The organism is Actinomadura macra NBRC 14102 (assembly GCF_001552215.1).
In the GTDB taxonomy this organism is placed as follows: Bacteria; Actinomycetota; Actinomycetes; order Streptosporangiales; family Streptosporangiaceae; genus Spirillospora; species Spirillospora macra.
In genome coordinates, this window is sequence record NZ_BCQT01000009.1 from 462,433 (window position 1) to 487,764 (window position 25,332).

Here is a 25,332-nt window from a genome sequence, read left to right on the forward strand (position 1 = left end):
GGTGGAGGGGTCGCCGGGCGTTCCCAGGAAAGGAGGCATACATGAACGTGAGCGCGGGCTTCCGTGACCTGGTCGTGCCCCCGGGCATGGTCGGCATCTGCGCCTTGGGGCAGGCGGGATTCCTGCTCAAGGGGTCGGGCGGGACGGTCGTGGCCGTCGACCCCTACCTGTCGGACCGGCTGGCGGCCGACTCGGAGTTCGGCCCGCCCGGACGGTGGGCGCGCCGATTCCCGCCGCCGTTCGAGCCCGGTGCCCTCGACGCCGACGTCGTGGTCGTCACACACGAGCACGCCGACCATTTCGACCCGAGCACGCTCCGGCCGGCCCAGGCGCGCCACCCGTTCACGCTGGTGGCCCCGCCAGTTCTCCGGGACGAGGTGAAAGCGCTCGGCGCGCCCTTCGAGCCGGCCTACGCGGGCGAGCCCATCGACGTGGCGGGGATCCGCATCCACCCCGTCCCGGCCGCGCATTCTCCCGAGTACACCGGCCCCACCTGCTACGACGTCATGGTGCAGGACGGCGCGCACCGGTTCCTCGGCTATGTCGTCGAGGTCGGGGAGGGGGTGAGCGTCTATCACGCGGGCGACACCGTCCTGCACCCCGAGATCGACCGGGCCCTGGACGGGCTCCGGCCGAGGGTCGCGCTGCTGCCGGTGAACGGACGGGACCGGATCCGCGAGGAGATGGGCATCGTCGGCAACCTGACCGTCCGGGAGGCGGCGCACCTGGCCGCCAAGGCGGACGCGCGCTGGCTGCTGCCGAGCCACCATGACCTGTTCGCCGTCAACGCCGAATCGGTGACCACGTTCGTCGACACGCTCGACCGCCAGTTCCCCGACCAGGAGTACTTCGTGCCGAAGGTCGGCCGGCCGGTCGTCCTGGGAGTATGAGAGGGCTTGCGCATGGCATCCAGGCAGACCGTGACCACGGCGGACGGCCCGCCGCCCGCCGGGTCCTACTCCCCCGCGGTCCGGGCGGGGGACTTCGTGTACATCTCAGGGCAGGGGCCGCTCGACCCCGGGACCGGCGAGATCGTCGCCGGTACCGTCGCCGAGCAGACCGAGCTGACCCTGGCGAACCTCGGCGCGCTCGCGCGGGCGGCGGGCGGTTCCCTCGCCGACGCGGTCAAGATCAACGTCTACCTGGCCGACATCGCGGACTTCGCCGCGTTCGACGCCGTCTACGCGCGGGTCGTGCCGGCGCCGCGGCCGGCCCGCACCACCGTGGCCGCCGGCCTCAACGGGATCCTGGTGGAGATCGACGCGGTCCTCCACCTGCCCCGAGGGGGATCGTGACCGGCTACGAGGAGATCGACACTCCCGCGCTGATCGTCGACCTGGACACGGCCGAGGCCAACATCGCCGAGATGGCGGGCGTCGCCGCCCGGCACGGCGTGCGGCTGCGCCCGCACATCAAGACGCACACAATGCCGGAGATCGGCGAGCGGCTGGAGCTCGTCCCGAACCATGTCTGCCCCGTCTCCAACCTCTTCGACACGGCGTACGGGGTGCGCGGCGGCCGGCTCGAACGGGAGCTGACCGTCACCGCCCGGGGGAAGGTGCGGTGATGCACGGGCTGACCGGTAAGAACGTCCTGATCACGGGCGGCAGCAGCGGGATCGGTGAGGCCGCCGCGCGGCGGTTCCTGGAGGAGGGCGCGCGGGTCTTCGTCTGCGGCCTGGACGGGGTGGACGAGGCCGTTTCCGGTCTGGCGTCGCTCGGCGAGATCTCCGGGACGGTCTGCGACGTCAGCCGGGAGGACGACGTCGCGCGGCTCGTGGCGGAGGCCGGGGCCGCGCTGGGCGGGATCGACGTGCTGATCAACAATGCCGGCACATCGTGGCGGGAGCCGTTCCTGGAGATCACCCCGGCGCACTGGGACACGATCATCGCGGTCAACCTGCGCGGGATGTTCCTGGTCGGGCAGGCGGTGAGCCGGCTGATGGTCGAGCGCGGCACGCGCGGCTCGATCGTCAACATGGGGTCGACGAACGGCCTCGGCGGTGAGGAGGACTACGCGCACTACAACGCGTCCAAGGGCGGGGTGCTGTTGCTGACCAAGACCATGGCGGTGGAGCTCGGGCGGCACGGCATCCGCGTGAACGCGGTCTGCCCCGGCTACATCCGCACCCCGCTCAACGCCGGGATCGAGGCGACCCTCGACCCGGACTTCGTCGCCGCCTACCAGCGCGACCACATCCCCCTCGGGCGGGCCGGGCAGGCCGCGGAGGTAGCCTCCGCCTACGCCTTCCTGGCCTCCGACGACGCCTCCTTCGTTCACGGAGCCGAACTGGTCGTCGACGGCGGCCAGCTCGCGATCATGTAAGGGACACCGGTAAGGGAACCATGGCACGCATCGTCTTCGTCGGCGCTGGCAGCGTCGAGTTCACCAAGAACGTCCTGTCCGACATCCTCACCCTCCCCGGGCTCGGCGCCTCCACCCTCGTCCTGCACGACATCGACGCGGAGCGGCTCGCGACGGCCGAGTCCATGGCGCACTGGATGGTCGACCACCTGGGGTTGCCCGCCAAGGTCGAGGCGCACACCGACCGGCGCGCGGCGGTCGACGGCGCCGACTACGTGATCAACGAGATCGCGGTCGGCGGGTTCGAGGCGACCCGCATCGACTTCGAGGTCCCCGCCCGGCACGGGCTGCGCCAGACGATCGCCGACACGCTCGGAATCGGCGGGATCTTCCGCGCGCTGCGGACGATCCCCGTGATGGTCGCGCTCGGGAACGATCTCGCCGAGCTGGCCCCGCACGCGCTGCTGCTCAACTACACCAACCCGATGACGATGGTCCCGAGGGCTGTGTGGGACGGGACGCCGTTCCAGAACGTGGTGGGCATCTGCCATTCCGTCCGCGACACGCAGGCGCGGCTCGCGGGCCTCGTCGGCGTCCCGGTGCAGGACGTCGGTTTCGTCACCGCCGGGGTCAACCACCAGGCGTTCGTCCTGAAGTTCGAGCATGCGGGAGAGGACCTGTACCCCCGGCTGGCCGAGGTGATCGACGCCGATCCGGCGCTGCGCCGGACCGTCCGGGCCGAGGTGTTCACGCGGTTCGGGCACTTCCCCACCGAGTCGTCCGTGCACGGCTCGGAGTACCTGCCGTGGTTCCTGCGCCATGACGACCAGGTGGAGCACTTCGGCATCCAGGTCGGCGCGTACCTGGAGTGGTCGCGGGAGAACCTCGGCACCTACGAGGAGACGCGCCGCCGGCTGGCCGCGGGCGAGGGCGTGGAGATCGAGCCGATGTCGGAGCTGGCCTCGGAGATCATCCACTCGATCGAGATGGGCGAGCGGCGGATCGTGCACGGCAACGTCCGCAACGACGGGCTGATCGCGAACCTTCCCGCGGACGCGTGCGTCGAAGTGCCGTGCGTAGTGGACCGGGCCGGCGTGCGGCCCACCCGCGTCGGCGCGATGCCGCCGCAGCTCGCCGCGCTCAACCGGACGTTCCTGAACGTGGGCGACCTGACCGTCCGGGCGGCGCTGGAGGGGCGCCGCGACCACGTTTACCACGCGGCGATGCTCGACCCGAATGCCGCCGCGACGCTCACCCTCCCCCAGATCCACGCCCTGGTCGACGACATGATCGCCGCCCACGGCGACGCCCTCCCCGAGGGCGTCCGCCCCTGACCGAGTACACCTGCGGCGGGCGCTCGTCCGGGCGGCGCTCGCAACGAGGGCCCGCCGCATCTCCACGGGAGCCAGACATGAAACTGAGCGAGTACCGACCCCGGCCGCGGTTGCGCGTGCCGGGGTCGCGCGTCGAACGGGCGGCGGTGCCGGCCATCGACGCCCACAACCATCTTGGACGGTGGCTGACGTGCGACTGGGCCGTCCCGGACGTGGGCGCCCTGCTCGAACTGATGGACGCGTGCAACATCCGGGCGATCGTCAACCTCGACGGGCGCTGGGACGACGAGCTGGAGGACAACCTCGACCGCTACGACCGGAAGCATCCCGGCCGGTTTCTGACGTTCTGCCACGTCGACTGGAACCAGATCGGCCGTGACGGGGCGCTGGCGGCCAGCCTGCGGCGGTCCGTGGGGGCGGGGGCGCGCGGGCTGAAGGTGTGGAAGGACCTCGGCCTGCACGTGCGGGACGACGCGGGCAAGCTCGTCCTGCCCGACGATCCCCGGCTGGCGGAGCTGTGGGAGACGGCGGCCGAGCTCGGGATCCCCGTGGCGATCCACACCGCCGACCCGATCGCGTTCTTCGACCCCGTCGACGAGCGCAACGAGCGGTACGAGCAGCTCCTCGCGCACCCCGACTGGTCGTTCGCCGATCGCGACCGCTTCCCCAGCTTCGACCGGCTCATGGACGCGCTGGAGGCGCTCGTCGCCACGCATCCCCGCACGACGTTCATCGCCGTCCACGCCGGCTGCCAGGCCGAGGACCTCGGGCGGGTCGGGCAGATGCTCGCCACCTACCCGAACCTGAACGTCGACATCGCCGCCCGCATCGCCGAGCTCGGCCGGCAGCCGCGGGCGACCCGTGACCTCGTCATGCGCTTCCCGGGCCGGGTGCTGTTCGGCACCGACGAGTTCCCGCCGTCCGCGGAGACCTACGCGACCCATTTCCGGTTCCTGGAGACGCTCGACGAGCACTTTCCCCACTCGGCCGACGACCCGCCGCTGATGGGCCGGTGGCACATCAGCGGTCTGGGTCTGCCGGAGTACGTCCTCGGGCAGGTCTACGCGTCCAACGTCGGGCGCCTCCTCGGCGTCCCCGCCTGAGCGCGCGTCGCCCACCCCGCCATCTCCCGACCGCTCATCCCTTGACGGCGCCGGCCAGCGCCTGCACGAACCGGCGCTGGCCCACGAGGAAGACGATGAGGACCGGGACGGTCGTCAGCACCGTCCCGGCCATGATCTGTGGCCAGTCCGCGCGGTGCTGCCCTTGGAACGTGGTCAGGCCCGCCTGCACCGTGTAGTTCTCCGAGGAGGAGATCGCGACCAGCGGCCAGAACAGGTCGTTCCAGGCATAGATGAACGTGATGACGGCCAGCGCCGCCAGCGCCGGCCGGGCGACCGGCAGGACGACGCGGAAGAACACCCCCCAGCGGGAGCAGCCGTCGATCCGGGCGGCCTCCTCCAGCTCGCGCGGGAAGTTCTGGAAGAACGACGTCATCAGGTAGACGCCGAGCGCCGACGCGAGCTGCGGCGCGATCAGCGCGCCCAGGGTGTTGATCAGATGCAGCTTGTGGAAGATCAGGAACGTCGGGATGACCGTGAGCTGGAACGGGATCAGCGCCGTGGCGATGACCAGGACCAGCGCGACCTTCCGGCCGACGAACCGCAGCCGGGCGAACGCGTAGCCCGCCATGCTGCACAGGATCAGCTGCGAGGCGACGATGGCGCCGGAGACGAGCAGGCTGTTGAGGAACCAGCGCGGGAACTCCGAGTCCGACAGCAGCTCCCGGTAGCCGGTGAGGTGCACCGCCGACGGGAAGAGCGGCGGCGGGAACCGGTTGAGCTGCGCCCGGGTCATCACCGACGCGCCCAGCATGTACACGAACGGCACCACCATCAGCACCGACAGCGGCAGCAGGACGAGATGCCGCGGGCTCGGCCGCCGGCGCCGTCGCCGCGCGGGCGGCGCCGGCGCGGCGACGGGCGAGGTGGAGGCGGCGGATGCGGTGGTCACAGCAGGAACCCCTTCCGGCGACCGAAGACGAGGCCGACGATGATGGCGACCAGGCTTCCGGCGAACAGCGCGTAGGCGACCGCGGCGCCGTACCCGGCGGTGAAGTACTCGAAGGCGAGCTGCCAGACGTAGTAGACGATCGTGATCGTGGAGTTGACCGGCCCGCCCTTGGTCGAGGTCATCAGCAGGTCGAAGAACTGGAGGCAGTCGATCAGGCCCCACACGGCGAGGAACAACGAGATCGGGCGGACCGACGGCACGATAATGTGCCGGAACGTCCGCCAGGGCCCGGCGCCGTCGATCGCCGCGGCCTCCAGGACCTCCGCCGGGATCTCCTGTAGCGCCGCCAGATAGATCACGACGTTGAACCCGAACTGTGTCCAGATGAAGATCCCGGTGATCACGATCATCGCCTGGGACGGGTCGTCCAGGAAGCCCTGGGCGGGCAGCCCCGCGCGGGTGATCAGCCCGTTCACCACGCCGAAGTCCTTGTCGAACACGAAGGCCATCAGCAGTCCCTCGGCGGCGGCCGAGGCGACGAAGGGGACGAGGAAGCACGCGCGGTAGAAGCCGATGCCGCGGATGGGCTTGTTCAGAAGCAGCGCGACCCCGAGCCCGAGCAGCAGCGAGATGGGGATGTAGAGGCCGGTCAGCTCCAGGGTGTTGCGGATCGACTTCCAGAACACCGGATCGTCGGCCAGCGCCCGGTAGTTGTCGAGCCCGACGCTCTGCCCTTCCGTCACGAGGTCGGAGTCGGTGAGCGACAGCCGCAGCGCCCACCCCATCGGCAGCAGCGAGAACCCGAGCACCAGCAGCGTGGAGGGTCCCGCGAACGACCATCCGGCGGCCTGGTCGGCCAGGCGCCTGCGCCTGCCCGGTCCGCGCCGTCCCGGGCCCCGTCCGGGACGGGCGGGCGCCCTCCGGTCGCTCTTCTTCGTGGCGAGCGCAGCGTTCATTGGCCGGGGACCGCCAGCAACGCGTCGGACTTGCGTGCGGCGTCGTTCAGCGCGCTCTGCGCGTCGGACCTGCCGAGCAGCGCCGAGGCGATGGCGTCGGCGACGAACGCGGAGATGCGCGGGTACTTCGAGGTGGCGGGCCGGATCTTCTTGGCGTTGACGATGTTGTCGGCGACGACGCCGATGCCCGGGTACTTCTTCAGGTAGTCCTGGTAGCCGGGGAGCTTGGCGATCGACGCGCGGGTCGGCAGCGAACCGGTGTCCATCATCCAGACGAGCTGCTGCTCCGGCCTGGTCAGCCAGGTGAGGAACTCGACGGCGGCCTTGACGCGGCGGTTGCCGTGGTCGAAGACGGCCCAGTTGTCCATGCCGGACACCGTCTGGTGGTCGCCGTTCGTCCCGGGCAGCGGCGCGAACCCGTAGTCGATCTTCGCGGCCTTGACGTCGGGCAGCACCCACGGGCCGGCGAGGAACATGCCGAGGCGGCCGGACTCGAACAGCTTCTGCCCCTTCTCGGCCGGGCTGGTGTCCAGATAGACCGACTTGTCCTGGACGGCCATCTGCTGCACCAGCGAGAGCGCCTTCGCGCCCTGCGGGGAGTTGAAGACCGCCTTCTTGCCGTCCGCCGACAGGATGTCCCCGCCGTGCTGCCAGACCAGCGGCCACAGCGTCCAGGTGGTCTCCTCACCGCCGGCGATCGCCCAGGTCGTCCCGTACGTCTTGGCCTCGGCGTCGGTGAGCTTGCGCGCCATCTCGCGGAAGTCGTCCCACGTCCAGGTCGGGGGCGGCGGCTTCAGGCCGGCCTTGGCCAGCATCTTCTTGTTGTAGAGGACGGTCAGGTTGTCGGAGACGGCCGGGAAGCCGATCACCTTGCCGTTGACCGCCGCGGCCTCCCGCGTGTTGGGCCAGAAATCGTTCCAACCGACCGCGGGGTCACCGATGTACTTCTTCAGGTTGGGGACCTTCGGGCTGCGCGCGAGCGCCGCGGCCCACGAGCCGTACATGTAGGCGATGTCGGGATAGGTATCGGCGGCGAAGGCCGCCGTGACCTTCGGCAGCATCGTGTCGGCCGTGGCGCCGCCCGAGTCGGTCTTGACCTTGATGCCCGGATGCGACTTGTTGAACGAGGCCACCAGTTTCTCCATGGACTCGGACGCCATGTCGTCCTGGCCGTGCCAGATCACGAGCTCGACGGGCCCGCCGGAGTCCCCGTCGCCGGACGAGGAGCAGGCGGCGGTGCCAAGGAGCACCGCGGCGAGGATCGGGATGAGCTTCTTCAACGGGGTCCCTCCGTCGGCACTCCTGATTTCCGTCATACGGAATGCTATTCCAGGATGCGGCAAAGCTAGCAGCCCCTTTGCGACCTGGTCAAGAAGGTCCGTCGCGGTGGCCGCGGCCCCGGTCGGTCACAGCCGGCGGCGGCCCGGAATCGAGATCATGGCCTCCGCCTGCCCGACCACGCGCACCTGCCCCGCGAACCCGGCCGGCATCGCCCGCAACCCGGCGAGGACCCTCTCGCGGCCGTCCACCGGGACGACACGTACGGGAACTCCCATTCCGGCACGATAACGACCGAGAGCTACCCATCAGTGGCTCGTTGTTCGCCATATTTCACCCCTGGTCTCCCCTGATGGGGGAAGAACCATGGCGCGTCTTGCCCTACTGTGCGAAAACCGAACTCCGCGGGACGAAGGATGGCAGGGCGGCAAGGCAACACTGACGAGATGGCCTGCGCAGTGTCATGGGACGGAAAGGATGATCGTCGCCGTACAGGGAGCCCCGCGGACGCGCGGGGAGGCCCCGGGGTCTTGCGGACCTGTGCCCTGGGCCGCGCGTCGCGGCGGCCAGGAGGGCGCTCCAGCGCGGGGCGTCCTCCTGGCCCTCAGATCTCGTGCCAGGGGATCGCCGGACGGGACTCGGAGACGACGGCCAGGGACTGGCCGCCTCGGATGGTCTCGTCAGGTCTCGCCGCGAGGCGGAAACGCGCGTTGGGGCGGTGCGACTCGCCCACGGCCAGCAGGGTACTGCCGTTCTGCAGGAGATGGATCGCCAGGTCGAGGCGGGACCACTCGCCGGCGTCGGCGGGGATGTCCACGCGGAACAGGGTGGAGTCGGCGTCCAGGGTGCTGGCGAGGTTGTGGTAGATCGAGGCGACGCCCGGATTGCGGATGGCGACGGCGACGATCGCGGGATCGTCGATGTCGACCGGTTCGATGTCCGAGCCGATCAGGCCGAGCGCCTCGGTGATCTCGGCGCGGCGCCCGCCGTCGTGGACACCCGCCAGGAGGTGGACGGGCGGCTCGCCGTGACGGCGCAGGTAGGCGACCACATGAAGCATCACCCGGACGGTCTCGTCATCGGTGTGGCCGACGACGACCACCGTGCGGGCGTCCTGGAGGCAGGCGCGCTCGAACGCGGTGTCGTCGAAGGCGACCACGTCGTACAGGTCCGGATCGGGGTTCTCACCGGTCAGCTCGTCCGACCAGAAAATCGTGACGATCTTCGTTCTGGCGTACTCCGGGTCGGCGCGGAGCTGGCCGATGATGGCGCGCAGGCCGTCCCTGTTGTAGCCGACGGTCACGACGTGCCGACGGTGATGCAGCTGAGCCTGGCCGTTGGCCTTCATTGTCCTGCCCTTCGCCATCCACAGCGTCAGCTCGGCGAACAGCACGAGCCCCGCGGTGAGCCCCGCCATGATCACGATCGCGCCGCCGAGCCGGCCCCCGGGCGAGGTGGGGAAAAGGTCGCCGTACCCCGTGGTGGTGCCGCTGACGAAGAAGTACCAGAGGTACTCGTGCGGCTTCTTGATCTTCGCGCCGGGCGCCTCGAACACGGCGATCAGCGCCCAGCCCGCCACGAACGCCGCCACCAGCACCAGCGCGGGCGCACGCCAGGACCGCGCGGCGATGCGGTGGACGAGGCGCATGAGCACGATCGGCATCCGCGCAGCGTGTCAGGACAGGAAATCCCACGTCAAGGATCGTTCGGCCCTTGGTGGCCGAAGCCGGACACCCTCAGGGGCCGCGCCGCAGGACGCGACTCAGGGCCGCGGCCACCTCCTCCGACAGCCCGTCGGCCTGCGCGGCTCCGGAACGCACCAACGGCGGGTCGTCCCGGACGGCGTCGCGGGTGTGCCCGCAGTCGCGGCACTCCACCTCGCCGAGCCGGCATACCAGGGCCGCCGAGCCGCAGGACGCGCACCGGTCCAGGTCGGCCGCCCAGTCGCGGGCGGCCTGGCAGTCAGGGCAGACCAGGACCTGGTGGTCGGCCCGGACGCCGCGCTTCCACGGGCTCGCGCCGCGCACCGGGTCGGTCTGCCGCGCCCCGCAGCGGAAGCAGGGCATCACACCTCCAGAGGTGCGGGGACCGGTGCCGTTCGCCCGGCATCGGTCCGGTTCGCTCAGAGTTCGGCGAGCGCCTTGCGGTACTCGCCGAAGTCGCGTGCGTCCGGGATGGCGTTCTCGACCTTCCAGCGGACGACGCCCTGCGTGTCGATGATGAAGGTGCCCCGCGTGGCGAGGCCCCGTTCCGCGTCGAACACGCCGTAGCGCTGCGCCGTCCCGCCGTGCGGCCAGAAGTCCGACAGCAGCGGGAACTCGTACCTCTCCTGCTCGGCCCAGGCGCGCAGGGCGAACATCGAGTCGACGGAGACGGCCAGGACCTGGACGTCCTCGCCACCCAGCGTGGGGAGCTCGTCACGGATCTGGCACAGCTCGCCCGTGCACACGCCGCTGAACGCCAGCGGGTAGAACACCAGGACGACGTTCTTGTCGCCACGGAAGCCCGACAGCCTCACCGGGGTCCCGTGCTGGTCCTTCAGCTCGAAGTCCGGTGCGATATCGCCTACCTCGACCGCCAATGCCTCTCCCGCGGTTGTCCCCGCCCGCGGCGGGGGACGGTGGCCCCCACGGGCGTGGGGACGCGCCCCAGTCTGCCATCCGGACACGCCGGACCGCGGCCGGGGTGGGGGCGTTCCCCATCCGGCCGAAGGAGCCCGCGGGCTACTTGCGGACCTTGGGCGCGACGAGGCGCGTGCCGGACCACTCCTTGGCGGCACTGATGCTGCTCGTCTGCGACAGCCCGGCCGTCTGGGCGGCCTCGCCGATGTCGCTCGGCTCCACATGCCCGTCCCGGCCCGCCTTGGGCGTCAGCAACCAGATGGTGCCGCCCGCGGTGAGCGGGAACATGGCGTCGGTCAGGCCCTCGAACAGGTCGCCGTCCTCTTCGCGCCACCACAGCAGCACGATGTCGACCACGTCCTCGTAGTCCTCGTCGACCAGCTCGCTCCCCGTGACGGTCTCGACGGAGCCGCGAAGCTCCTCGTCGACATCGTCGTCGTAGCCGATCTCCTGCACCACCTGGCCCGCCTTAAGGCCGAGCCGTTCGGCCAGGCTGCGCTCAGACTGCGCCTGACCCGCGGTCGCGCTCACGAAAGTCCTCCCATGGTCGTCAATCCGCACGGTGCCCGATGCACGGTGCGTTTCCGGGCCCCCGGGACGGGGTGGCCCGCCCACACCAGTGCGGTGTTTGCGGGACAGTCCACACAAGTGGGGGCCCCTCGCGCAAGTGTCTTCCCGGCTTTTGGTGGCCTCATTGGCCCGATTACGGATGCAGCCGTCATCGGACGCCCACAGAGGGTGACATTCCACGCTCATCCCTTAAACAATCCACGCCTATCCCTTAAGCAGCGACAACCTGACCTGCCGGTCGGGATTGTCGACGTTGAGATCGACCAGGGCCACCGACTGCCACGTCCCGAGGGCGAGCCGGCCGCCCAGGACGGGAACGGTCGCGAAAGGCGCGATGAGCGCGGGCATCACGTGCGAGCGGCCGTGCCCGCGGGAGCCGTGCGCGTGCCGCCAACGGTCGTCGGCCGGCAGCAGGTCACCGAGGGCAGCGAGCAGGTCCTCGTCGCTCCCGGCCCCGAGCTCGATGATCGCCACACCGGCGGTCGCGTGCGGAACGAACACATGCAAGAGCCCGTCCCCACCCGCGGACGTGGCGAAACGCTCGCACTCGGCCGTGATGTCATGCACGACCTCCTGCGAACCGGTGGCCACCCGGACCACGGTGCTCTCCATGATCGCTGGTGTACCCGATCCGCGCCGGCGGACGCGTGCTTGTTGCAATCCCCGGCGTACTCGTGCCGTCCCGGGCCGAGCGGGCGCGCCCTGCGGCTCGCCCGCCTGGCCGTGATCGTGCGACAGGCCCTAGCCTGCGACGCCTTCGGCAGGCTCGATGACGGCATCCGGGCCCGGGTACACGAGGGTCTCGTGCCCGTCGTCGAAGCGGACGAGGTACGGCGGTCCGCCGTCGGGGCCCCGCACCTCGATGATCTCGCCCTGCCGGTCGACCTGGCCCACCACGTTGCCGTGGACGTGCAGTCGGTCTCCGATGTTCGCGTTCATGACTCCCCCAAGCTCGCTTCGGCCCGTCATAGGACGGGACCTATCGGGCATGGTGCTGTTGTTCCCACCTTCATACGTCCGGGGCGTGCCGTCGAGAGCAATCCCGTCCGCGGCCCGAAAAATCCGTCCTCGGGGGTCCGGTACCCCGGCTGACCGGGGAGAATGGTTACCGGTTGGTAGAGATGCGTTAGCCGTCATAAACGGCGACGATGGATCACGAATGAGGCGACGAACAGTCATGCCGGAGACCGGCGGTGCCCCACCGGGGCGCCACGGGTCTCACCAGCAAAGACGGCAAGCACAGAGGGGAACCCGTGGCTTCCGGACGTCAACGCTTTTCGATCATCAGCGACGGCCTGCCGAGCCAGCTTCCGGACATCAACCCGGACGAGACTCGGGAGTGGCTGGAATCGCTGGACACGGTCATCAAGACCGAGGGCCGCGGCAGGGCACGCTATGTGATGCTCAGGCTCCTGGAGCGGGCGCGCGAGCAACAGGTCGGGGTGCCCGGCCTGCGCAGCACCGACTTCATCAACACGATCCCGCCGGAGTCCGAGCCCTGGTTCCCCGGTGACGAGCACGTGGAGCGGCGCATCCGCGCCTACATCCGCTGGAACGCTGCGATCATGGTGTCGCGAGCGAACCGCCCGGAACTGGGCGTCGGCGGGCACATCGCCACCTATGCCTCCGCCGCGTCGCTGTACGAGGTCGGCTTCAACCACTTCTTCCGCGGCAAGGACCACGGCGAGTCGGGCGACCAGGTCTTCATCCAGGGCCACGCCGCGCCCGGCATCTACGCCCGCGCCTACCTCGAAGGGCGCCTCCCCGGCGACAAGCTCGACGGGTTCCGGCAGGAGCACTCGCACCCCGGCGGCGGCCTGTCGTCCTACCCGCACCCGCGGCTGATGCCGGACTTCTGGGAATTCCCCACGGTGTCCATGGGCCTGACCGCGATCGACTCGGTCTACCAGGCCCGGTTCAACCGCTACCTCTACAACCGCAAGATCAAGGACACGTCCCGCTCGCACGTGTGGGCGTTCCTGGGCGACGGCGAGATGGGCGAGCCGGAATCGCTCGGCGCGATCGGCCTCGCCGCCCGCGAGGAGCTCGACAACCTCACCTTCGTCGTCAACTGCAACCTCCAGCAGCTGGACGGGCCGGTCCGCGGCAACGGCAAGATCATTCAAGAGCTGGAGTCCTTCTTCCGCGGCGCCGGCTGGAACGTCATCAAGGTCATCTGGGGCCGCGACTGGGACCCGCTGCTCGCCCAGGACGTCGACGGCGTGCTGGTCAACCAGATGAACACCACGCCCGACGGCCAGTTCCAGACCTTCACCGTCGAGTCCGGCGAGTACATCCGGGAGAAGTTCTTCGGCGCCGATCCCCGGCTGCGCAAGATCGTCCAGCATCTGGACGACGACGACCTGCGCAAGCTGTCGCGCGGCGGGCACGACTACCGCAAGGTGTACGCGGCGTTCAAGTCCGCCCGCGAGCACGTCGGGCAGCCGACCGTGATCCTCGCGCACACCATCAAGGGCTGGACGCTCGGCTCCGACTTCGAGGCCCGCAACGCCACCCACCAGATGAAGAAGCTCACCAAGGCCGAGCTGAAGGAGTTCCGGGACCGGCTCTACCTGGACATTCCCGACTCGGCCCTGGAGGCGCCCCTCCCGCCCTACTACCACCCGGGCGAGGACTCCGACGAGATCCAGTACATGCGCGAGCGCCGCGCGGCCCTCGGCGGCTTCCTGCCGAAGCGGGTCGTCAGGGCCAAACCGCTCACCCTTCCCGGCGACTCGGTCTACGCCGAGCTGAAGAAGGGGTCCGGCAAGCAGAACATCGCCACCACCATGGCGTTCGTCCGGCTGCTGAAAGACCTGATCAAGGACGGGAACCTCGGCGCCCGCTTTGTCCCGATCGCCCCGGACGAGTACCGGACGTTCGGTATGGACTCGCTGTTCCCCACGTCAAAGATCTACTCGCCGCACGGGCAGACCTACGACGCGGTCGACCGCAAGCTCCTGCTGTCCTACAAGGAGTCCGAGCAGGGCCAGATGCTGCACGAGGGCATCAGCGAGGCCGGCTCGATGGCCTCCACGATCGCGGCGGCCACCTCGTACGCCACGCACGGCGAGCACATGATCCCGGTCTACATCTTCTACTCGATGTTCGGGTTCCAGCGGACCGGCGACCAGATGTGGGCGCTCGGCGACCAGATGGGCCGCGGATTCCTCCTCGGCGCCACCGCCGGCCGCACCACCCTCACCGGGGAAGGCCTCCAGCACGCCGACGGCCACTCCCCGCTCCTCGCGGCGAGCAACCCGGCCTGCGTCCACTACGACCCGACGTGGGCGTTCGAACTCGCCCACATCGTCCAGGACGCCCTGCGCCGCATGTACGGCTCATCGGAGGAGCACCCGACCGGCGAGGACATCTTCTACTACCTCACGGTCTACAACGAGCCCTACCAGCAGCCCGCCGAGCCCGACGGGGTGGACGTCGACGGCCTCCTCAAGGGCCTGTACCGCTACAAGGGCGCCCCCGAGGTCGCCTCCGGCAACGGGCAGGCGCCCCAGGCGCAGATCCTCGCCTCCGGCGTCGGCGGCCGGTGGGCCCTGGAGGCCCAGCGCCTCCTCGCCGAGGACTGGGGCGTCGCCGCCGACGTGTGGTCGGCGACCTCCTGGAACGAACTGGCCCGCGAGGCCCGCGACTGCGACGAGTGGAACCTGCTGAACCCCGACTCCGAACAGCGCGTCCCCTACGTCACCCGGGCACTGGACAGCGTGCCCGGCCCGATCGTCGCGGTATCGGACTACATGCGCGCGGTACCCGACCAGATCGCCCCCTGGGTCCACGGGGACTTCTCCTCGCTCGGCACCGACGGCTACGGCTTCTCCGACACCCGCGCCGCCGCCCGCCGCTTCTTCCACGTGGACGCGGCGTCGATCGTCCTCGCCGTCCTGACCCGCCTCGCCCGCAACGGCGAGGTCAAGCCGGAGACGCTCCAGCAGGCGATCGAGCGCTACCGGCTCGACGCCCCGGTCAGCGACGTCTTCGCCGGCGGGGTGGGCAGCGCCGAAAGCAACACGGGCGGTGACGCGTGATCTATTGCAGTGCCCTCGGCGGTCGGGCCCTGGCGGCCCTCTCTTCAGCGGGCGCTGCGGCGATCGCTGTGTTGATTGCAGATCCCTCGGCGGTCGGGCCTTGGCGGCCCTCTCTTCAGCGGGCACTGCGGCGATCGCTGCATCGCTTTCGACTCGCCTGGGGGCTCGCTTCGCGATCAGTTCCTCGCAGGCTCGGAACTGCCTTCGGACGCGATCGCAACGCTCAGGTGGTCGACCGCTGAGGTAACGACCGCAGGGGTGCTCACGGAAGTGATCGCGGAGGTGTAGGCCGCGATCCCCACCGGACACCTCGAACCGCGAAGGGCCCCGAGGATCTCGGGGCCCTTTCGGTCGCGTCGGCTCAGGCCTTACTGGCCTTCGGCCTCGTCCACCGTCAGCTTCGCCGCGATCGCGTAGTCGATCTGGACGTCGCGGTAGGTGACGTGCTCCGCCACCTCGTCGGGGAGGTTCTTTCTGGCGCTCCCCGACGCCGATTCGTCACCGGCGTCCCCCGTGAACTCCACCGAGGTGTCCGGGACTGCGTCGAATCGCAGTTCGTCGGCCTTCACGTGGGCCTCGATGAGGATGTCCGCCGACTTGCGTGTGTCCCGCCCTGGATACTCGCGGCTCATGATCGTCCACCTCTACTTGGTGACCTTCTGGAACAAGGCCCGTCCCAGCCCACGGACTGACTCCTCGGTCTCGCGCAGGGCGCTCCGAACCGCTCCCACGTCGTCCGGGTCCGCCTCGTCCGTTCCCCCGCCACCGGACGTCTCGCTGTCGCCGCTGTCGCCATCCGCTCCCCCAGCGGTCCCTCCGGCGCCTTCCCCCTCTCCCTGAGTGGCCTTACCGGCGCCTTCTGCTGCTCCTCCGACGGCCTGACCTGTGCCAGTGCCCACACCTTCGACGGCCGCGCCCGCGTCCCCGACCGCACCGCCCGCGCCCTCGCCGACGCCCTCGACAGCGTGGCCAGTGCCCTTGCCGACCTCCTGGACCGCGCCCCCAGCACCGCGACCGACGCCCTCGACCGCGCCACCGGCTCCCCTGCCGACGTCCTGAACCGCGCCGCCGGCCCCCCGGCCGACGTCCTGAACCGCGCCACCCGCGCCCCGGCCAACCTCCTGAACCGCGCCACCGGTACCCCGGCCGACCTCACGCACCGCCTCACCGGCCCCGGTTCCAATGCCACGCGCCGCCGCCTCCACCCCGCGTCCGACATGCTGGAGGATCTCCGGATTGCGATCGAGCGTGGTCAGGACCCGATCGACGATCTCGGCGACGTTGTTCAACCGGACATCCAGCAGCGCCTGCGCCTCGACACCCCTGATGTCCAGTTTGACCCTGCCGAGGAACACGTCAGCGCCGACGTTCAGCCTGAGCAGGTCGAGCACCTGGGCGACCAGGGACACATGCGCCTCAAGGTCCGCCACCTCAAGGGAGATCTCGTCCACCTTGAGCAGCGGAACGTCGAGGTGAACGTCCGGCCCTTCGGCGGACGGCGTCCGCTTCTCCCCCGCCGCCGGAGCCTGAGATCTGTCCGGCACCTGGTCAGGTGTCTTCTCGGTTATCGCTCTCCTTCTCCGGCTCAGGGCCGTTCTCGTCCTCGGGTGCTTCTGCCGTCGTCTCTTTCTCCTTGTCTTCGCCCTTGTCCTGCTCCTCCTTGAGCACCTCTTCGTGCGTCTTGACGACCTCGCCGTCGCGAATCTCGCCGCGCCACCCTTCGACCTCGTCCTGCTCCAGGATCGTTTGGGTCATCATGTGGCGCTTGATGTTCTTGTACTCCAGGCGGAGGCGGCGTCCCTGGGCCCGCCACAGGTTCGCGGTCTTCTCAAAGAACCCACTCGGGTAGTACTCGGCGACGAGCAGGACCCGCGTCATCGTGGGAGCCAGCTCATGGAACGTCACAGCACCGTCGACGTACCCCTTGGCGCCCTTGGACATCCACACGATCCTCTTGTCTGGGACCTGCTCGATGATCGTGGACTCCCAGTCGCGGTGGGACAGGAAGATCTTCGCCCGCCAGTTGATCTTCTCGTCCGACTCCTGTTCGACGCTCTCCACCTTCTTGGTGAAACTCGGATAGTCGGCGAACTGGGTCCACTGGTCGTAGACGACTCGGAGCGGCAACCCGACATCGAATTCCTCGATGATGTTGATGCCCTTGGCTTCGCCGCCCTTGGCGCCCTTGCTGCCCTTCGCGCCCTCTCCCTTGGACCCGACGGCCCCCTTGATCGTCTCCTTGGCGCCGGTCGTGCCCGCCTTGAGTCCGGCCTTGAGCGGGGACTCGCCCTCGGCGAGCTTCTCGGCACCCGCGGCGGCGGCCTTCACCCCCGCGCTATCGCTCTTCTCCGCGACATCGGTCAGCCGCTGGGTCATGCCCTGCATCTTGCCGCTGGCCGAACCGAGTACCTTCACCACCAACGCCTGCAAGAGTTCTTGCCCGGCCTTTTTGAGCTCGCCGACAGGAAGCCCCTCTGGCGCGTCCTGACCGGAACCGTTCTTGCGGCCCGTGTCCGTGTCCGGGGTGTCTGTCTGAACCATGGTTATCACTTCGCCTCGTGGCGCTGATCCGGCACGTCCGGTGCCGGTGTCGAGCCTCGTGCGTCCGCTCATCCGGCGGGCGCAAGGCCCGCATGTCTGTGGTGACATAGCGCAAAGCACCGGCACGAAACCTGGAAAATGGCCTCTGACCAGCGGAAATAACGATCTACCAGACCTTCTGTGTTCAATGCCCGCGCATGACGAAGGGCCCCGACAGATCGGGGCCCTTCACTCGCGTCGGGTCAGGGAGCGGGCTTGAAGACGCCGAAGCGGTTGCCGGACGGATCCTCCACATAGGCGAACCGGAGGCCGTTGACGGTGGTCACGGCGGGGACGGCGACCTTGCCGCCCGACTGCTCGGTACGAGCGCAGGTCGCGTCCACGTCCTCGACCATCACCAGGAACATCGCATGGTTCTCGGACGGATCAGTGTGGTGGGAGACGCCGCCCTTCGGAACGTCATCGCCCGGGTAGCTGATCAGGTCGTAGCCGTCCTCGTCCGGGTCGACGGCGAACTGCCACCCGAAAAGGTCGCCGTAGAAGCGCCGGGCCTCCGCCGGGGCGTCGGTGCCCACCTGGAACCAGGTCACGGTGTTGAAAGCGGGAACGGTCATCGATTCTCCTTCTTGCGCGCTGTCGGCACCAGCTTCGGAGGCTTCGGCGACAACCCTCTGTCGGAGTTTCCAGACGAGTTCCCGAAGCGGCACTCCCGAACGACGGTGCGGTAGCCGTCCGCCCGGAATCCCCACCGCCTCGACAGGGCCTCGACGATCCGCATCCCGCGCCCGCCCTCGGCGCCATCCTCCGCCTTGACGTACGGTCGCCTGCCGCCCGCCCCGTCGTCCGCGGCCGCCAGGCGATAGAGGCCCCCGCCCGTCAGCAGGGTGACCGTCACCCGGCCGCCGTCTCCAGAGGCCGTGTGGGCGCTGGCGTTGCCGACAACCTCACTGCCGGCGGTCACCCGGTCGTCCAGGCCCGGATGGCCGGCGGGCCGCATGTCCCGCAGGATGAAGAGCATTCGTATGCGTTGGTACGGGCTGAAACGCGGTGATCACCCACTGGTTATCGACGTCGGTCCTGGCCCGGTGATTGGCTGATTGCTAGTCGATCTTGGCCGGGAGGGCACCATGGGGCTGGCGGGCGTGTCGCGGCGCAGGTTTCTTGGGTTCGGCGGGGTGACGGCCACTGCGATGGTGCTCGGCACTGGCGCGTGGGGTGCGCCTGGCACCCGCGCGTTCGCCGAGAGCGAGGAGCTGTTCACACTGGGGATCGCCTCGGGCGATCCGTCGCCGGACGGCTTCGTCCTGTGGACGCGGCTGGCGCCCGACCCGTTCGCGCCCGATGGCAAGGCGGGCATGCCGGACCGGCCGGTCAAGGTGGAGTACGAGGTGACGCGGGACGAGAGATTCCGGCATGTCGTCCGGCGCGGGGCCGCGGTGGCGACGCCGAAGCTCGGGCATTCCGTACACCCGGAGATCCACGGGCTTCAGCCCGGTCGCGAGTACTTCTACCGGTTTCGCGTGGGCGGTCAGATCTCCCCGACGGGTCGCACGAAAACAATGCACCCGGCGGCGGCCGACCCCCGCAGTCTCCGGTTCGCCTTCGCCTCCTGCCAGGCTTGGGGGGACGGGTACTACACGGCGTACGACCACATCGCGGACGAGGACATCGAACTGGTCGTCCACCTAGGCGACTACATCTACGAGACCGAGATCACGAACTCGAATCTGCGCGGCGTCCAGGTGCCGCCGCAGTTCGGCACCGAGGCCATGGACCTGGCCCGCTACCGGCTCCAGTACTCGCTCTACAAGGCCGAGGCGCCGCTACGGAAGGCGCATGCCCGCTGCCCGTGGATCGTGACGCTGGACGACCACGAGGTCGTCAACGACTGGGCCGGAGACACGGTCATCGTGGGCCGCGACCCCAACCCGCCGCCGGAGCGGTTCGCCGCGCGCAAGGCCGCCGCGTTCCAGGCCTTCTACGAGAACCTGCCGCTGCGCCGGGCCCAGCTGCCGAACGGGCCGGACATGCGGCTGCACCGGCGCGTGCCGTACGGGCGGCTGGCGACCTTCACCATGATCGACACCAGGGGGCATCGGGACATCCAGGCGTGCGGCGGGCGCGGGCCGGTCGCGGACTGCGACGAGCGGCTCGACCCGGACCGGACGATCCTCGGTGGCCGACAGCGCGAGTGGCTGCTGGAGGGCTTCCGCTCGTCCGGCTCCCGCTGGCACGTCCTCGGCAACCAGGCGCCGATGACCGAGACAGACTGGGACCCGGGGGCCGGGAAGAGTCTGGCGATGGACCCGTGGGACGGGTATGCCGCCGACCGGGCCGCCGTGCTCGGCGCGGCGCAGGACCGTGGGGTGCACAACCTGGTCGTCATCACCGGTGACCGCCACCAGAACTACGCATGCGACCTCAAGCGGGACTTCAACGAGACCGATTCGCCGACGGTCGCCAGCGAGTTCGTCGGTACCTCCGTGACCAGGGGCGGGGACGGGTCCGACATGACCAACGAAGGCCGGGCGTTCCTGGCGGCCAACCCGCACATGAAGTTCTTCAACTCGCAGCGAGGCTACGTGCGGGTGGACATCGACCGTGAACGGTGGCGCAGCGACTTCCGCGTCCTGCCGTACGTCCAGCGGCCCGGCGCACCCGTGACCACGCGTGCCTCCTTCGTCGTGGAAGACCGCCGCCCAGGCGTCCAGCCCGCCTGACCTCGGCCCGGGCCACGCAGGCCGACGCCCCGGAGGGCAGGTGAGGGCCACCGGGCAGAACGCCTTGCGCGTCAGACGAACTCCAGGGGCTGGACGATGTGGTCGGGCGGGCCTGGTGGGAGGTCTTCGAAGCGGCGTTCGGGGGCGGGCTCCTCCAGCAGCGCGGCGCGGCGGACGCGGTCGATGCGGAACACGCGGGCCTCGCCGCGCAGCCGGCACCAGCCGATGAAGTACCAGCGCAGGGACACCGCCGTGAACGCGACGGGCTCGACGTCCCGCTCGGTCTCCAGGCCGGCCGCATCGACGTAGCCGAGCCGGACGACGCGCCGAGCCGCCACGGCCTCCTCCAGGACGGCGGGCACCGAGGCGGGCTCGCCCGCGTCCGGAGGGGTGATGAAGCGGATGCGTTCGGCCAGTTCGCGGGCGGAGGCGCCGTCGCCCGCCGACATCGCTGCGACGATCTTGTGGAGGGCGGTGCGGGCGGAGCGGGAGAACGGGGAGCCGCCCGCGCGGGCGAGGGTGATCGCGACGGCGACCGCTTCGGCGGGGGTGAAGTTGAGCGGCGGCAGCGTGCGGCTCTTGTCGAGGGTGTAGCCGCCGCCACGGCCCACGTCCGCGTAGATCGGCACACCGGCCTGCTGGAGGGCACCGATGTCGCGCTCGATGGTGCGGACGCTCACCTCGTACAGCGCGGCCAACTCCCGGGCGCTGACACGGCGCGGCGCGCACGCCCGCAGTTCCTCCACCAGGGCGTACAAGCGGTCGGTGCGATTCACCCGGCGACCGTACGCCCCGCCTGCGACATTCAGCGGGCGCGGACGTTCAGAGGGCGCGGAGGAAGCCGATCATCGCGTCGTTGACCTCGGCCGGGCGCTCCTGCTGGGTCCAGTGTCCGCATCCGGACAGCCAGAGGGTCTCGCGGAGGTTGGGGACGCGTTCGGGCATGCGCGCGATGGTCTCGTGAGCGCCGGGCGCGTTGGCGCTGGCGTCGCGGTCGCCGGCGATGTACAGGGCGGGCGGGCCGACCCGGGCACGGTGCCAGGCGGCGGTGAGGTCCCAGTTACGGTCGAGGTTGCGGTACCAGTTGAGCGGTCCGGTAAAGCCGCTGCCCGCGTACTCGGCGGCGTAGGCGGCGACGTCGTCCGCGCTGAACCAGTCAGGGAGCTTGTCCGGCTCGGGGCAGAGGTCCAGGAAGCCGCCGCCTTCCGGGATGATCGGCATCAGGCCGGGCGCGTCGCCGGACCCGGCGTACAACAGGCGGCGGAAGGTCGCGGCGTGGTCGCGGTCGAACTCCGCTTCCGGGACGTCCGGCTGTTGGAAGTAGACCATGTAGAAGTCGTCGCTGATCTGCCGGCGCATGGTCTCGATGGGCGGGGCGTCGCCGCGGGGGCGGTGCGGGATGGACAGCGCGATCACGCCGCGGACCTTGTCGGGGCGCATCTGCGCGGTGGCCCAGGCGACGGGGGCACCCCAGTCGTGCCCGGCGACGACGGCGCGCTCCTCGCCGAGGGCGTCGATCAGCCCGACGACATCCCCCACCAGGTGCAGGATGGTGTACTGCCCGGCGTCGGCGGGGCCGCCGGTCCGGGCGTAGCCGCGCTGGTCGGGCGCGACGGCGTGGAAGCCGGCGTCGGCGAGCGCGGTGAGCTGGTGGCGCCAGGAGTACCAGCATTCGGGGAACCCGTGCAGCAGCAGGACGAGGGGGCCTTCGCCGGCTTCGGCGACGTGCGTGCGCAACCCGCTCGCCGACTGGACGAAGCGATGCGTGATCTCGGTCATCGGAACCACCTCAGCCGGTCGAGGGAAGCCGTGCGCCCCAACGCTAGCCCTGCGGAGGCGGTGCGTGGTGGATTACCGGCTCAGCCGCGGGACCATGCGAGGAGATCGTCGGGCGGGAGGGTGTTGACGATCTGGGCGGCGGGGACCCCGCAGCGGGCGGCGCGTTCACAGCCGTGCGGTTGCCAGTCGAGCTGGCCGGGGGCGTGGGCGTCGGAGTCGATGGCGAAGTGGCAGCCCGTCTCGACGGCGAGGCGGAGCAGCCGCTTCGGCGGGTCGAGCCGTTCGGGACGGGAGTTGATCTCCACCGCGACGTTGTAGGCGGCGCAGGCGTCGAAGACGAGGGCGGCGTCGAACTCCGACTCGGGACGCAGGCCACCGCGCTTGCCGCCCGCCTTGACGATGCGTCCGGTGCAGTGGCCGAGGACGTTCACGCGCGGGTTCGCGATGGCGGTGACCATGCGCTTGGTCATGGCCACGCGGTCCATGCGGAGCTGGGAGTGGACGCTGGCGACGACGATGTCGAGCCGATCGAGGAGGTCGGGGTCCTGGTCGAGGGCGCCGTCCTCCAGGATGTCGACCTCGATGCCGGTGAGGACGCGGAAGGGCGCGAGGTCCGCGTTCAGTTCGGCGACCACGTCGAGCTGGCGGCGGAGCCGGTCGGCGGACAGCCCGTTGGCGACCTTCAGCCGCGGCGAGTGGTCGGTGAGCGCGATGTAGTCGTGGCCGAGCGAGCGGGCGGTCTCGGCCATCTCCCGGATCGGGGAGCCGCCGTCCGACCAGTCGCTGTGGGTGTGCAGATCGCCGCGCAGGGCCGTGCGGAGGGCGGTGGTGGCCTCGTCCAGAGGCTCGCCCTCCGTGGCCTCAAGGCGGCGCAGGTAGACGGGGGTCTCGCCGCGCAGCGCCTCCTCGATCACCACGGCGGTGACCTTCCCGATTCCGGGGAGCGCGGTCAGCGTGCCCTCGCGGGCGCGGGCGGCGAGATCATCCGGGGGCGTGCGTTCGGCGAGGTCGGCGGCGCTGCGGAAGGCGCGCACGCGGTAGGTCGGCTCGTGCGCGCGCTCCAGGAGGAAGGCGATCCGGCGCAGGGCTTCGACGGGCTCCACGCCACGACCGTACCCAGGTATGACGGACGCGTCGCACCACAGGGTCATCCGGGCGGGCCGGGGCTTCTCTAGCCTGGTCACATGGCCAGCGAGAACACCGGGGAGCCGAAGCTGCTGCGGACCCTGCTGCGGGACGTGATCCTGGCCGCCGCCGTGACCGGACGTGCCGACCCGGCGCCGCTGCGGCGGCCCTGGCCCTTCTTCCTGCGCTGGACGCGGTACATCGGGGTCGGACGGCTGCCGTACGGCGTGGTGGTGAACCTGTTCGGGCTCGCGCTGACGGTCGGGTTGATCGCCGGGACGGTGTCGCTGCTGAACACCGAGACCGCGCGGCGGGGCATCGAGGTGTCCGAGAGCACCGAGCTGCTGATCGCCGTCGCGGTGGTCGCACCGCTGGCGCTGCGCGACCGGCATCCGCTCGGCGCGTGGCGGATGGCGTTCGCGGCGACGCTGCTGTTCGACGTGGGCGACTGGCTGACCGTCCCGTACGTGCCCGCGGGGGCGTTCGCCGCGATCGTGTGCCTGTACACGGTGGCGGTGCGCTGCTCCCGGGACGTCACGCTCGGCGTCGGGATCCTGTCCTTCGCCGGGGTCTGGATCAAGGACGCCGAGAGCGCGCCGGGCGCGTCGGTGCTGCTGCTGCTTCCCCTGGTGGTGGGCTACGCCGTCCGGGTGCGGCAGACGTCGCGGCGCGAGCTGGCCGAGCAGGAGCGGCGGCACCTGGACGCCGAGGCGGTGCTGACCGAGCGGCAGCGGATCGCGCGGGAGCTGCACGACGTCGTCGCGCACCATATGTCGATGATCGCGATCCAGGCGGAGGCGGCGCCCTACAAGGTCGAGTCGGTGCCGGAGGTGACGCGCCGGGACCTCGCCGAGATCCGCGCGACGGCGCTGGACGCGCTGACCGAGATGCGGCGGATCCTCGGTGTGCTGCGTTCGGAGGACGGCGCGGAAACCGCCCCGCAGCCGAGCCTGGACCGGCTGGAGGAGCTGGTCGGCAACGCGCGCGGCGCCGGGTTGCGCGTCTCGACGCGGCTGAAGGGAGATCTCGCCGGGCTCCCGCAGGGCGTCGGCCTCAGTGCGTTCCGGATCCTGCAGGAGGCGCTGAGCAACGCGATGCGGCACGCGCCCGGATCGCGCGTGGACATCGAGGTGGCTCGCGAGGACGCACTAGTGTGGCTCGGCGTCGTCAACGGCCCTTCCGGGGAGGGCCAGGTCCCGACGCCGTCCCCGCCGGGCGGCGGGCACGGGCTGGTCGGGATGCGGGAGCGGGCCGCGGCACTGGGCGGGGAGCTCACCGCGGGGCCCACGTCAGAGGGGGGATTCGCCGTGACCGCCACCCTGCCGGTGAGCGCGACATGACGGTCCGGGTCGTGATCGTCGACGATCAGGGCATGGTGCGGACCGGGTTCGGCGTGCTGCTGAACGCCCAGCCCGACATCGAGGTGGTCGGCGAGGCCGTCAACGGCGAGGAGGGGTTGCGCCGCGTCGCCGAACTGCGTCCGGACGTGGTGCTGATGGACGTGCGGATGCCGGTGATGGACGGCCTGGAGGCCGCCCGCCGGCTCCTCGCGGACGCGGCGGACGGCGCGCCGAAGATCCTGATGCTGACCACGTTCGACCTGGACGACTACGTCTACGAGGCGCTGCGGGCGGGGGCCAGCGGGTTCCTGCTGAAGGACGCCTCCGCCACCGAGCTCGCCGACGCGGTCCGCGTCGTGGCCTCGGGCGACGCGCTGCTGTCCCCGTCGATCACCCGGCGGCTGATCGCCGAGTTCTCCCGGCTGGGGGCGCCGCGGGCGCCGCACCGCAAGCGGCTGGACGAGCTGACCGAGCGGGAGACCGAGGTGCTCACGCTCGTGGCGCGCGGGCTGTCCAACGGCGAGATCGCGGCGCGGCTCGTGGTCGCCGAGCAGACCGTCAAGACACATTTCGGGCGGGTCTTGATGAAGCTCGGGCTGCGGGACCGGCCGCAGGCGATCGTCTACGCCTACGAGGTGGGGCTGGTCCGGCCGGGCGACTGATACCGGAGGACAGCGTGTAGTACCGCGGGCGTACGGGAGAAGACCG

At 70.3% G+C, this 25,332-nt stretch carries 28 protein-coding genes; 10 read left to right on the top strand and 18 right to left on the bottom strand.

The genetic code is table 11. From position 1 onward, the window contains the following. Nucleotides 1-41 precede the first annotated feature (41 nt). From AMA02S_RS15920 to AMA02S_RS15945, 6 genes are all read left to right on the top strand, one after another. Nucleotides 42-890: an MBL fold metallo-hydrolase gene (locus tag AMA02S_RS15920; RefSeq protein ID WP_067458494.1), complete on the top strand. Its 849-nt coding sequence runs from the start codon at nucleotides 42-44 to the stop codon at nucleotides 888-890. Between the two features lie 12 nt (nucleotides 891-902). Then, entirely contained in the window at nucleotides 903-1,295 is a 393-nt protein-coding gene (locus tag AMA02S_RS15925; protein ID WP_067458496.1) for a RidA family protein, read from the top strand. Beyond that, nucleotides 1,292-1,567, top strand: a complete 276-nt coding sequence (locus AMA02S_RS15930; RefSeq protein ID WP_067458498.1) for a hypothetical protein — start codon at nucleotides 1,292-1,294, stop codon at nucleotides 1,565-1,567. The genes AMA02S_RS15925 and AMA02S_RS15930 overlap by 4 nt, the downstream gene beginning before the upstream one ends. Further along, complete coding sequence (locus AMA02S_RS15935; RefSeq protein WP_067458500.1) at nucleotides 1,567-2,325, top strand: SDR family NAD(P)-dependent oxidoreductase; 759 nt, start codon at nucleotides 1,567-1,569, stop codon at nucleotides 2,323-2,325. The genes AMA02S_RS15930 and AMA02S_RS15935 overlap by 1 nt, the downstream gene beginning before the upstream one ends. Nucleotides 2,326-2,345: 20 nt before the next feature. Continuing rightward, entirely contained in the window at nucleotides 2,346-3,638 is a 1,293-nt protein-coding gene (locus tag AMA02S_RS15940) for an alpha-glucosidase/alpha-galactosidase (RefSeq protein WP_067458502.1), read from the top strand. A gap of 77 nt (nucleotides 3,639-3,715) precedes the next feature. Continuing rightward, nucleotides 3,716-4,741: an amidohydrolase family protein gene (locus AMA02S_RS15945; RefSeq protein WP_067458505.1), complete on the top strand. Its 1,026-nt coding sequence runs from the start codon at nucleotides 3,716-3,718 to the stop codon at nucleotides 4,739-4,741. Nucleotides 4,742-4,775: 34 nt separating this feature from the next. Here the strand turns inward: AMA02S_RS15945 and AMA02S_RS15950 are convergent, their stop codons facing one another. The 10 genes from AMA02S_RS15950 to AMA02S_RS15990 all read right to left on the bottom strand — a co-directional run bounded on the left by AMA02S_RS15950 (nucleotide 4,776) and on the right by AMA02S_RS15990 (nucleotide 12,015). Continuing rightward, on the bottom strand, nucleotides 4,776-5,651 hold the full coding sequence (locus AMA02S_RS15950) for a carbohydrate ABC transporter permease (RefSeq protein ID WP_067458508.1): 876 nt from the start codon (nucleotides 5,649-5,651) through the stop codon (nucleotides 4,776-4,778). Next, nucleotides 5,648-6,607, bottom strand: a complete 960-nt coding sequence (locus tag AMA02S_RS15955) for a carbohydrate ABC transporter permease (RefSeq protein WP_084265192.1) — start codon at nucleotides 6,605-6,607, stop codon at nucleotides 5,648-5,650. The genes AMA02S_RS15950 and AMA02S_RS15955 overlap by 4 nt, the downstream gene beginning before the upstream one ends. Then, nucleotides 6,604-7,887, bottom strand: coding sequence for an ABC transporter substrate-binding protein (locus AMA02S_RS15960; RefSeq protein ID WP_169806834.1), 1,284 nt, complete (start codon nucleotides 7,885-7,887; stop codon nucleotides 6,604-6,606). The genes AMA02S_RS15955 and AMA02S_RS15960 overlap by 4 nt, the downstream gene beginning before the upstream one ends. Nucleotides 7,888-8,013: 126 nt before the next feature. Beyond that, nucleotides 8,014-8,163: a hypothetical protein gene (locus AMA02S_RS43270; protein ID WP_174550963.1), complete on the bottom strand. Its 150-nt coding sequence runs from the start codon at nucleotides 8,161-8,163 to the stop codon at nucleotides 8,014-8,016. Nucleotides 8,164-8,489: 326 nt separating this feature from the next. Then, on the bottom strand, nucleotides 8,490-9,548 hold the full coding sequence (locus AMA02S_RS15965) for a potassium channel family protein (RefSeq protein ID WP_067458515.1): 1,059 nt from the start codon (nucleotides 9,546-9,548) through the stop codon (nucleotides 8,490-8,492). Nucleotides 9,549-9,621: 73 nt separating this feature from the next. Further along, nucleotides 9,622-9,951, bottom strand: a complete 330-nt coding sequence (locus AMA02S_RS15970) for a hypothetical protein (protein WP_067458518.1) — start codon at nucleotides 9,949-9,951, stop codon at nucleotides 9,622-9,624. Nucleotides 9,952-10,007: 56 nt separating this feature from the next. Then, the gene (locus tag AMA02S_RS15975) at nucleotides 10,008-10,466 is read right to left on the bottom strand and encodes a peroxiredoxin (RefSeq protein ID WP_067458521.1); all 459 of its coding nucleotides are present in this window, start codon (nucleotides 10,464-10,466) and stop codon (nucleotides 10,008-10,010) included. A gap of 142 nt (nucleotides 10,467-10,608) precedes the next feature. Beyond that, the gene (locus AMA02S_RS15980) at nucleotides 10,609-11,037 is read right to left on the bottom strand and encodes a DUF3052 domain-containing protein (protein ID WP_067458524.1); all 429 of its coding nucleotides are present in this window, start codon (nucleotides 11,035-11,037) and stop codon (nucleotides 10,609-10,611) included. A gap of 243 nt (nucleotides 11,038-11,280) precedes the next feature. Next, complete coding sequence (locus AMA02S_RS15985; protein WP_067458527.1) at nucleotides 11,281-11,688, bottom strand: YjbQ family protein; 408 nt, start codon at nucleotides 11,686-11,688, stop codon at nucleotides 11,281-11,283. A 129-nt stretch (nucleotides 11,689-11,817) separates the two neighbouring features. After that, complete coding sequence (locus AMA02S_RS15990) at nucleotides 11,818-12,015, bottom strand: DUF1918 domain-containing protein (RefSeq protein ID WP_067458530.1); 198 nt, start codon at nucleotides 12,013-12,015, stop codon at nucleotides 11,818-11,820. 314 nt (nucleotides 12,016-12,329) lie between these two features. Here AMA02S_RS15990 and aceE point away from each other — a divergent pair, with 314 nt between their 5' ends. Continuing rightward, a complete protein-coding gene (gene aceE / locus AMA02S_RS15995) occupies nucleotides 12,330-15,119 on the top strand; it encodes a pyruvate dehydrogenase (acetyl-transferring), homodimeric type (protein WP_067458533.1) in 2,790 nt (929 codons plus the stop codon). 368 nt (nucleotides 15,120-15,487) lie between these two features. Here the strand turns inward: aceE and AMA02S_RS16000 are convergent, their stop codons facing one another. The 5 genes from AMA02S_RS16000 to AMA02S_RS16020 form a co-directional block, all read right to left on the bottom strand. After that, on the bottom strand, nucleotides 15,488-15,751 hold the full coding sequence (locus AMA02S_RS16000) for a hypothetical protein (RefSeq protein ID WP_067458537.1): 264 nt from the start codon (nucleotides 15,749-15,751) through the stop codon (nucleotides 15,488-15,490). A gap of 12 nt (nucleotides 15,752-15,763) precedes the next feature. Next, entirely contained in the window at nucleotides 15,764-16,663 is a 900-nt protein-coding gene (locus AMA02S_RS44700; protein ID WP_067458540.1) for a hypothetical protein, read from the bottom strand. A gap of 4 nt (nucleotides 16,664-16,667) precedes the next feature. Further along, entirely contained in the window at nucleotides 16,668-17,660 is a 993-nt protein-coding gene (locus AMA02S_RS41770) for an SRPBCC family protein (RefSeq protein WP_067458543.1), read from the bottom strand. A gap of 242 nt (nucleotides 17,661-17,902) precedes the next feature. Next, a complete protein-coding gene (locus AMA02S_RS16015; protein WP_067458546.1) occupies nucleotides 17,903-18,274 on the bottom strand; it encodes a VOC family protein in 372 nt (123 codons plus the stop codon). Continuing rightward, nucleotides 18,271-18,657 carry an ATP-binding protein gene (locus tag AMA02S_RS16020; protein WP_157430605.1) on the bottom strand — a complete coding sequence of 129 codons (387 nt, stop codon included), beginning with the start codon at nucleotides 18,655-18,657 and terminating at the stop codon, nucleotides 18,271-18,273. Before AMA02S_RS16020 ends, AMA02S_RS16015 begins: the two co-directional genes overlap by 4 nt. Nucleotides 18,658-18,787: 130 nt before the next feature. On the opposite strand from AMA02S_RS16020, the gene AMA02S_RS16025 reads away from it, so the two are divergent. Beyond that, nucleotides 18,788-20,380, top strand: coding sequence for an alkaline phosphatase D family protein (locus tag AMA02S_RS16025; RefSeq protein ID WP_067458552.1), 1,593 nt, complete (start codon nucleotides 18,788-18,790; stop codon nucleotides 20,378-20,380). 71 nt (nucleotides 20,381-20,451) lie between these two features. Here AMA02S_RS16025 and AMA02S_RS16030 read toward each other — a convergent pair whose 3' ends face one another. The 3 genes from AMA02S_RS16030 to AMA02S_RS16040 all read right to left on the bottom strand — a co-directional run bounded on the left by AMA02S_RS16030 (nucleotide 20,452) and on the right by AMA02S_RS16040 (nucleotide 23,262). After that, nucleotides 20,452-21,156, bottom strand: a complete 705-nt coding sequence (locus tag AMA02S_RS16030; RefSeq protein WP_067458555.1) for a helix-turn-helix transcriptional regulator — start codon at nucleotides 21,154-21,156, stop codon at nucleotides 20,452-20,454. A gap of 46 nt (nucleotides 21,157-21,202) precedes the next feature. After that, nucleotides 21,203-22,159, bottom strand: coding sequence for an alpha/beta fold hydrolase (locus AMA02S_RS16035; protein ID WP_067458558.1), 957 nt, complete (start codon nucleotides 22,157-22,159; stop codon nucleotides 21,203-21,205). 80 nt (nucleotides 22,160-22,239) lie between these two features. Then, entirely contained in the window at nucleotides 22,240-23,262 is a 1,023-nt protein-coding gene (locus tag AMA02S_RS16040; protein ID WP_218004983.1) for a PHP domain-containing protein, read from the bottom strand. Between the two features lie 81 nt (nucleotides 23,263-23,343). Here AMA02S_RS16040 and AMA02S_RS16045 point away from each other — a divergent pair, with 81 nt between their 5' ends. Together AMA02S_RS16045 and AMA02S_RS16050 are read left to right on the top strand one after the other, a co-directional pair. After that, complete coding sequence (locus tag AMA02S_RS16045) at nucleotides 23,344-24,624, top strand: sensor histidine kinase (protein WP_067458562.1); 1,281 nt, start codon at nucleotides 23,344-23,346, stop codon at nucleotides 24,622-24,624. After that, nucleotides 24,621-25,286 carry a response regulator gene (locus AMA02S_RS16050; RefSeq protein ID WP_067458565.1) on the top strand — a complete coding sequence of 222 codons (666 nt, stop codon included), beginning with the start codon at nucleotides 24,621-24,623 and terminating at the stop codon, nucleotides 25,284-25,286. Before AMA02S_RS16045 ends, AMA02S_RS16050 begins: the two co-directional genes overlap by 4 nt. The last annotated feature ends 46 nt before the right edge of the window (nucleotides 25,287-25,332 follow it).

Excerpts from the sequence above, each read along its gene's own strand:
- AMA02S_RS16045 (WP_067458562.1), top strand. The coding sequence starts at position 23,344 with ATGGCCAGCGAGAACACCGGGGAGCCGAAGCTGCTGCGGACCCTGCTG.
- AMA02S_RS15965 (WP_067458515.1), bottom strand. The coding sequence starts at position 9,548 with ATGCCGATCGTGCTCATGCGCCTCGTCCACCGCATCGCCGCGCGGTCC.
- AMA02S_RS16020 (WP_157430605.1), bottom strand. The coding sequence starts at position 18,657 with ATGCGGCCCGCCGGCCATCCGGGCCTGGACGACCGGGTGACCGCCGGC.
- AMA02S_RS16000 (WP_067458537.1), bottom strand. The coding sequence starts at position 15,751 with ATGAGCCGCGAGTATCCAGGGCGGGACACACGCAAGTCGGCGGACATC.
- AMA02S_RS15985 (WP_067458527.1), bottom strand. The coding sequence starts at position 11,688 with ATGGAGAGCACCGTGGTCCGGGTGGCCACCGGTTCGCAGGAGGTCGTG.
- AMA02S_RS15920 (WP_067458494.1), top strand. The coding sequence starts at position 42 with ATGAACGTGAGCGCGGGCTTCCGTGACCTGGTCGTGCCCCCGGGCATG.
- AMA02S_RS16035 (WP_067458558.1), bottom strand. The coding sequence starts at position 22,159 with ATGACCGAGATCACGCATCGCTTCGTCCAGTCGGCGAGCGGGTTGCGC.
- AMA02S_RS15990 (WP_067458530.1), bottom strand. The coding sequence starts at position 12,015 with ATGAACGCGAACATCGGAGACCGACTGCACGTCCACGGCAACGTGGTG.
- AMA02S_RS16015 (WP_067458546.1), bottom strand. The coding sequence starts at position 18,274 with ATGACCGTTCCCGCTTTCAACACCGTGACCTGGTTCCAGGTGGGCACC.
- AMA02S_RS15935 (WP_067458500.1), top strand. The coding sequence starts at position 1,567 with ATGCACGGGCTGACCGGTAAGAACGTCCTGATCACGGGCGGCAGCAGC.
- AMA02S_RS16025 (WP_067458552.1), top strand. The coding sequence starts at position 18,788 with ATGGGGCTGGCGGGCGTGTCGCGGCGCAGGTTTCTTGGGTTCGGCGGG.
- AMA02S_RS15945 (WP_067458505.1), top strand. The coding sequence starts at position 3,716 with ATGAAACTGAGCGAGTACCGACCCCGGCCGCGGTTGCGCGTGCCGGGG.
- AMA02S_RS15940 (WP_067458502.1), top strand. The coding sequence starts at position 2,346 with ATGGCACGCATCGTCTTCGTCGGCGCTGGCAGCGTCGAGTTCACCAAG.
- AMA02S_RS15955 (WP_084265192.1), bottom strand. The coding sequence starts at position 6,607 with ATGAACGCTGCGCTCGCCACGAAGAAGAGCGACCGGAGGGCGCCCGCC.
- AMA02S_RS16050 (WP_067458565.1), top strand. The coding sequence starts at position 24,621 with ATGACGGTCCGGGTCGTGATCGTCGACGATCAGGGCATGGTGCGGACC.
- AMA02S_RS41770 (WP_067458543.1), bottom strand. The coding sequence starts at position 17,660 with ATGGTTCAGACAGACACCCCGGACACGGACACGGGCCGCAAGAACGGT.
- AMA02S_RS15970 (WP_067458518.1), bottom strand. The coding sequence starts at position 9,951 with ATGCCCTGCTTCCGCTGCGGGGCGCGGCAGACCGACCCGGTGCGCGGC.
- AMA02S_RS15925 (WP_067458496.1), top strand. The coding sequence starts at position 903 with ATGGCATCCAGGCAGACCGTGACCACGGCGGACGGCCCGCCGCCCGCC.
- AMA02S_RS43270 (WP_174550963.1), bottom strand. The coding sequence starts at position 8,163 with ATGGGAGTTCCCGTACGTGTCGTCCCGGTGGACGGCCGCGAGAGGGTC.